5 protein-coding genes are annotated in these 6,394 nt (G+C 41.6%); 3 read left to right on the top strand and 2 right to left on the bottom strand.

What is annotated here, in order from left to right:
• A partial coding sequence (locus F957_RS01705) for a 3-oxoacid CoA-transferase subunit A (RefSeq protein WP_016660645.1) occupies window positions 1–323 on the bottom strand: 323 nt, incomplete at its 3' end.
• 248 nt (window positions 324–571) lie between these two features.
• Here F957_RS01705 and pcaU point away from each other — a divergent pair.
• The 3 genes from pcaU (at window position 572) to F957_RS01720 (ending at window position 5,299) form a co-directional block, all read left to right on the top strand.
• Complete coding sequence (gene pcaU, locus F957_RS01710; RefSeq protein WP_016542899.1) at window positions 572–1,396, top strand: IclR family transcriptional regulator PcaU; 825 nt, start codon at window positions 572–574, stop codon at window positions 1,394–1,396.
• Window positions 1,397–1,957: 561 nt separating this feature from the next.
• Window positions 1,958–3,643 (top strand): aspartate-alanine antiporter, encoded by a 1,686-nt coding sequence (gene aspT, locus F957_RS01715; protein ID WP_016542898.1) that lies wholly within the window; start codon window positions 1,958–1,960, stop codon window positions 3,641–3,643.
• A gap of 54 nt (window positions 3,644–3,697) precedes the next feature.
• Window positions 3,698–5,299, top strand: a complete 1,602-nt coding sequence (locus tag F957_RS01720; RefSeq protein WP_016542897.1) for a bifunctional aspartate transaminase/aspartate 4-decarboxylase — start codon at window positions 3,698–3,700, stop codon at window positions 5,297–5,299.
• A 78-nt stretch (window positions 5,300–5,377) separates the two neighbouring features.
• Here F957_RS01720 and cntB read toward each other — a convergent pair whose 3' ends face one another.
• Complete coding sequence (gene cntB, locus F957_RS01725) at window positions 5,378–6,334, bottom strand: carnitine monooxygenase, reductase subunit CntB (protein ID WP_016542896.1); 957 nt, start codon at window positions 6,332–6,334, stop codon at window positions 5,378–5,380.
• Window positions 6,335–6,394: the final 60 nt, after the last annotated feature.

Below are 6,394 nucleotides of genomic sequence, written 5' to 3'. Positions count from 1 at the left end.
CACGCCAGATTGCCTTGTGGCACCAATTCCAGTTCGATCTTGCCCGCACGGTACAGTTCATCGAAGACCCATGAATCCGACTGACGTGGGAAGGAACAGATGATTTTACGTACTGCACCTGTTTTAAGCAGTTTGGCCAAACCATAGTCGCCATTACCAGCATTATTATTGACGATGACCAAGTCCTTGATACCAAGTTCAATCAGTCCATCAATCAGTTCAGCAGGTTGTCCTGCGGTGCCAAAGCCACCAATCATGATGGTTGCGCCATCCTTGATCTGTGACAGTGCCTCGGTGAATGAGGTGCTACTCTTATCAATCATCTGACTACTTCCTGTACGATGCATCACTCGTATTTTCATCCTGAAAACCGATGAAATTAAGTCGAGTGTTTTGTTCGGATTTCTTCTATTTATTCTTGATAAATTCTGTGCTGAGTTCTAGGTTTAAAAGTGCATTTTGTTCGATGATTAATTTTTATGTTCGATGATCGAACATTATCCAAGTAAAATAGTCATCTTTCGCTTAGAATGTTTTATACAGAACCCGTTTTAGCAAGGATGTCTAAATTATGGAAAATGATCAGGAAAAGAATCCACGTTTGATTCATCATAACGAAAGTAAAAAGACCATTCGGCATGAAGACTTTATTGCAGGAATCGCTAAAGGCTTAGCAATTTTGGAATGCTTTGGGCCTGACCGTCATCGTCTCAACATGAGTACCGCAGCAGAAAAAACAGGCATGACGCGTGCTGCTGCGCGACGGCATTTATTGACGTTAGAATACTTAGGCTATTTGGATTTCGACGGACATTATTATTATTTATCGCCCAAGATTCTTAAATTCTCTGGGGCTTATTTAGATGGCTCCCCACTTCCTAAAATCTGTCAGCCTTTATTAAACCTTTTAACCAATCAAACTTCGCTGATTTATTCGGTGATGGTTTTAGATGGTTATGAAGCGATTACCATTGCCCGTAGTGCCGCTCATCAACAAACCGATCGGGTCAATCCGTACGGTTTACACTTAGGCAATCGCCTTCCTGCCCATGCAACCTCTGCCGGAAAGATTTTACTGGCTCATTTAACCCCTGAAGCACAAAAGCGATGGTTAGCAAAATACCCGTTAAAACGTCTCACCAAATATACCCATACCGAAACTGATCTATTTTTAGAATTACTGCATGAAATCAAAGAGCAAGACTGGTGCTATTCCTGTGAAGAACACGAATTGGGTGTGCATGCTGTGGCCGTACCGATTTATGATTCCAATGCAGCCGTTGTTGCTGCCTTAAATATCGTATCCCCCACTATGCGCACCACCAAAGATTATTTAATTGCCCATATTTTACCTTTACTACAAGAAACAGCTCGTGACTTACGTCAAGTGATTTAATCAAACAAAAAAAAGCCACATCTGGAAATGTGGCGAAAGGTGTATTGCTGCTACGGCTTATGTCCGTATCTTTAAATTAATCACCTTTGCTTAAATGAACATTAATTTAGTGAACATTCATTATATTTTTTACTAGTACATCGATATTTCAATTTTTCAGTACAAGCTTATGTCAGCAAAATATTAAATTCAGAAATGAAGCGACACACGTTTTAAACTAAATAATTTTTAGAAAAAACGTTTAGATCCAACCAATATTTAACACTATTCACCTTATTTGATATGTATTTCACAAAATATAAAGTTTGGCCTTAAATGTTATTTTTTGTATAAAAAAACAACATCATGTAACAAACACATTAAATTTGAAGTTTATGCATCACGCATATCCTCTTATAACAAAACAACTCATTGATATATAAATAATTTAATAAAAACAATACTTTGAAAACCTATCCATTTGTATTCGCTAGAGAAGCATAGTATTTTAAAAAAACATGAAAAATAAATAAATTCAAACCTAAAGAAAGATAGATCGAATAATAAAAGTGAGATCGAAAAATGATTGAATGGTTACAAGGCGAATTAAAACATAGTCCAGAGATTTTATTGTTCTTATCTTTGGCAATCGGTTTCTGGATTGGTCAATTTCAATTCGGAAAATTTCAGTTCGGTGGTGTAGCAGGTTCCCTACTTGTTGCAGTCGTGTTAAGTCTAATCGGTGTCCCTGTTGATAATGGGGTTAAGGCCATTCTATTTGCATTATTCATTTATGCAGTTGGTTTTGAAAGCGGTCCCCAGTTTTTTAAATCTCTCGGTCCCCAATCAATTAAAGAAATTCTGTTAGCTGTCTTTATGGCAGTCAGTGGCTTAATTACGGTATTGGTGATGGCAAAGCTGTTCCACCTTGATAAAGGCTTAGCAGCTGGGCTGGCCGCAGGTGGCATGACCCAATCTGCAATTATCGGTACTGCGGGTGATGCGATTTCCCGTCTCGACCTCCCTTTAGCTGAGATTCAAAAGCTGCAAGCCAATGTCGCCATCGGCTATGCCGTGACTTATATTTTTGGTTCACTGGGTGCCATTATTGTCTGTGTGAATATCCTGCCTAAATTTATGGGCAAAGAAATTCACGATGATGCTTTAAAAGCACAGTCTGAACGTCTCAAGGGTGCTTTTGAATTAGCGCCTGGTCAAGAACTTGCAATGCCTGAAATTGTTGGTCGCATCTATAAAGTCAAACAAGCCAATGGGCAAACAGTGGCAGAGCTTGAAGCTCAACAAAGCAGCATCACCATAGAAAGACTAAAACGTAAAGATCAGTTTGTGGATGTTGCACCCGAAGTTATTTTGCAAACCGATGATGTACTGTTATTGGTCGGACGTCGTGCCAGTGTGGTGGCTGTTTCAGACCAAATTGGTCCTGAGTTACAGTCCTCACAAGGCATGGAAATGATTATGGACACCACCGATGTGATCCTGCGAAATTCCAAATATATCAATCGTAGTTTGGGTGATATCAAAGCCAATACGCCTGCCTATTTAAAGCATGGGATTTACGTACTGGCGATTAAACGTAACGATGAAACCCAAAGCTTGAGTGATGATACCGTGCTGCAACAAGGTGATGTCATCACCGTTTATGGCACCAAAAGTGACCTTGATCGTTTAGTCAAAGAAGCAGGTACAGCACTGCCAGAAAGCTTAAAAACCGACTGGATTTTCCATGGTGCAGGTCTGGTTGTCGGCTTACTGATCGGTCTGTTTGTAATGCGTATTGGCGATGTCCCTCTAACACTGGGTGCAGGTGGCGGTGCGCTACTCTCAGGTCTTTTATTTGGTTGGTTGCGCAGTCGCAATCAGGTTCATGGCAACATGCCTTTAGCCGCATCACAACTGCTTAAAGATTTGGGTTTGGCAGGATTCGTGGCTGCGGTTGGCTTGCAATCAGGTTTACAAGCCATTCAAACCATTAAAGATAGTGGTCTGTCCCTATTTATGATTGGTGTTGTGGTTACCTTAGTTCCACTGATTCTGTCCATGCTTTTCGCACGCTACGTGCTGCGTTATGACAACGTTGCGGTTATGGCAGGTGCATTATCAGGTTCACGCAGTGCCAACCCAGCCTTTGGTGCGATTTTAGATAAAGCAGGAAATTCCATTCCCACGGTTCCATTCGCCATTACTTATGCACTGGCAAACGTATTCTTGACCTTGCTTGGCCCCCTCATCGTCGGCCTTGCCTAAAGATAATTTGTATTCAATCACTTATTGCGTCAACTATAATTAAGGAGACTTCCCATGGGGAACGTTGATTATTCAAAATACTCAAAACTCAGTCCATTCGAACTCAAGGATAATTTAATCGAACTTGCCCAAAGCAAAACAGACAGAATGATGCTGAATGCAGGACGCGGCAATCCGAACTTTTTAGCCACCATTCCACGTCGGGCATTCTTCCAATTGGGGCTATTTTCAACCACCGAATCAGAGTTTTCGTTCTCTTATATGCCAGAAGGCTTAGGCGGCTTCCCTCGCCCAGTTGGTCTGCAATCTCGCTTCGATAACTTCATTATGCACAATCGGGATAAACCTGGTGTGGTCTTTCTCGGCAAAGCCATTTCCTATGTCCGAGATCAGCTTGGCTTAGACCCAGATGCTTTTCTACTGGAAATGGTCGAGGGAATTTTAGGTTGTAACTACCCTGTTCCAGACCGAATGTTGCGCATCAGCGAATCAATTATCAAAGAATATATATTGCGTGAAATGGGCGTCCAAGGGATGCCTAAAGAGGGTTTGGACTTGTTTGCGGTCGAAGGTGGAACGGCGGCAATGGCCTATATTTTTAACTCTTTAAAAGAGAATAAAATTATTGCCAATGGCGATCGGATTGCAATTGGCAGCCCCATTTTCACGCCCTATCTAGAAATTCCAAAACTGAACGACTATCAGCTAGAAGAAGTCCTCATTGAAGCCGATCCAAACCTTGGTTGGCAATATCCTGAATCTGAACTACGAAAACTGGAAGACCCATCGATTAAAGCCTTCTTCCTTGTCAATCCAAGTAACCCTCCTTCAGTAAAGCTGAGTGATGAAGGCTTGGCAATCTTGGCTGATATCGTGAAAAAACGACCTGACCTGATTATTTTAACGGATGATGTGTACGGTACTTTTGCAGACAATTTCAAATCACTGTTTGCGATCTGCCCAGACAATACCATTTTGGTCTATTCATTCTCGAAATATTTTGGGGCAACCGGTTGGAGATTGGGCGTGATTGCGCTCTCAAACAATAATATTCTGGATCAAAAGCTAGCGGCACTGTCGAAAAAAGACAAGAAAGAACTGGAAGAACGCTATTCATCTTTAACTACCGATCCAGCCAAGATCAAATTTATTGATCGTCTGGTCGCGGATAGCCGCAATGTGGCACTCAACCACACGGCGGGTCTTTCTACACCACAGCAAGTACAAATGGTCCTGTTTGCGCTGTTCAATATGATGGATTCACAACAGAACTATAAAAAAGCAGTCAAATCCGTGGTGCGTGAACGTGATGCAGCTCTATATCGTCAATTGGGGGTTGCAGTCCCATCTGATCCAAACTCAGTCGATTACTATACTTTGGTGAATTTAGAAAATACCTCTCGAACCCTCTATGGCGATGAGTTTGCAGATTGGGTCATGAAAAATAAGAATCCGACCGAATTATTATTCCGCGTGGCTGATGAAACAGGTGTGGTGCTCTTACCTGGTTCTGGCTTTGGGGTACAGCATCCTTCTGCCCGTGCGTCATTGGCCAATCTGAATGAATACCAATATGCTGCCATTGGAGACTCGTTAAGACGTTTTGCCGAAGAAGCCTATCAAGAGTACTTAAAAACCAAGAAAGGCAAAAAATAAATCCGAATCAATGTTCATGATCAATAAAAAAAGCAGCTTCAGCTGCTTTTTTTATACTTTCAGAATCAAAATTTTAAATTAAAGATCAAGTACCAGCTTTTTACCTTTAGCCCGCGATACACAGATCATCATCGATTGCTGTGAGGCTTTTTCATCATCGCTCAGATATTGGTCAAAATGCTCAGCTTCACCTTCCAGAATCGTCGTTTCACACGTGCCACAGACTCCTTCACGGCATAAACATTCCACATCAATATTGAGCAATTCAATCGCTTGTAAAATGGTTTGATTGCCTTGCACTTCGACTTGCTGATTGGATTTTGCCAGCACCACTGTAAATGCTTCACCCTCTTCAGGCACCGTAGATGCAAACTGTTCCCAATGGATATATTCATCGCGGTAACGATGATAATTACAACGATCGATCACCGCATCAATCATTGGCTTAGGCCCACATACATAGACATGCGTACCTTTCGGTTGAGACCCAATCAGTTGGTCCAGATCCAGACATTTTCCTTCTGAGTCAACATAGCTAATAATATGTTCACTATGTTTTTGTTTGAGTTCTTCCAACAGTGCCGCATGCTCTGGTGAACGGTAGGCATAATGCAATTCATAGTCGACACCACGCGCAGCCAACTCATCCATTTGTGGTACAAACGGGGTAATCCCTATACCACCCGCAATCAGAATATGTTTCTCACCATCTGCCGCCAATGGAAACAAATTCTTCGGTTCAGAAATCAGAATTTCACAGCCTTCATTGCATTGATCATGCATATAGACTGAACCACCTTTACCTTCAATATCTTTACGGACACAGACTTGATAAGTTGATAGATCTTGAGCACAGCTCATCAGTGAATAGGCATTGGACAGCTGATCATTCATTTTCACAATGATATGACTACCACCATCGAATTGAGGGAAATTTTGTCCGTCCTGACGTTTAAATGTAAATCGTTTGATCAGTGGAGTCAGTTGCTCTACCCGTGTGACCACCGATGCAAACATTTCATAATGACTAGCCATGTCTAAATCCTCTTTACCGCATGCTGCTCATCTAAGCATTTTCTAATTTTAAGCGCATAT

It is taken from the genome of Acinetobacter gyllenbergii CIP 110306 = MTCC 11365, from assembly GCF_000413855.1.
Lineage (GTDB): Bacteria > Pseudomonadota > Gammaproteobacteria > Pseudomonadales > Moraxellaceae > Acinetobacter > Acinetobacter gyllenbergii.
The sequence above is the reverse complement of the archived record's forward strand: the minus strand, read 5'-3'. Positions and strand labels throughout refer to the sequence as shown.

Bases quoted from the DNA above. Each gene is read 5' to 3' on its own strand.
- F957_RS01720 (WP_016542897.1), top strand. From the start codon at position 3,698: ATGGGGAACGTTGATTATTCAAAATACTCAAAACTCAGTCCATTCGAA.
- cntB (WP_016542896.1), bottom strand. From the start codon at position 6,334: ATGGCTAGTCATTATGAAATGTTTGCATCGGTGGTCACACGGGTAGAG.
- aspT (WP_016542898.1), top strand. From the start codon at position 1,958: ATGATTGAATGGTTACAAGGCGAATTAAAACATAGTCCAGAGATTTTA.
- pcaU (WP_016542899.1), top strand. From the start codon at position 572: ATGGAAAATGATCAGGAAAAGAATCCACGTTTGATTCATCATAACGAA.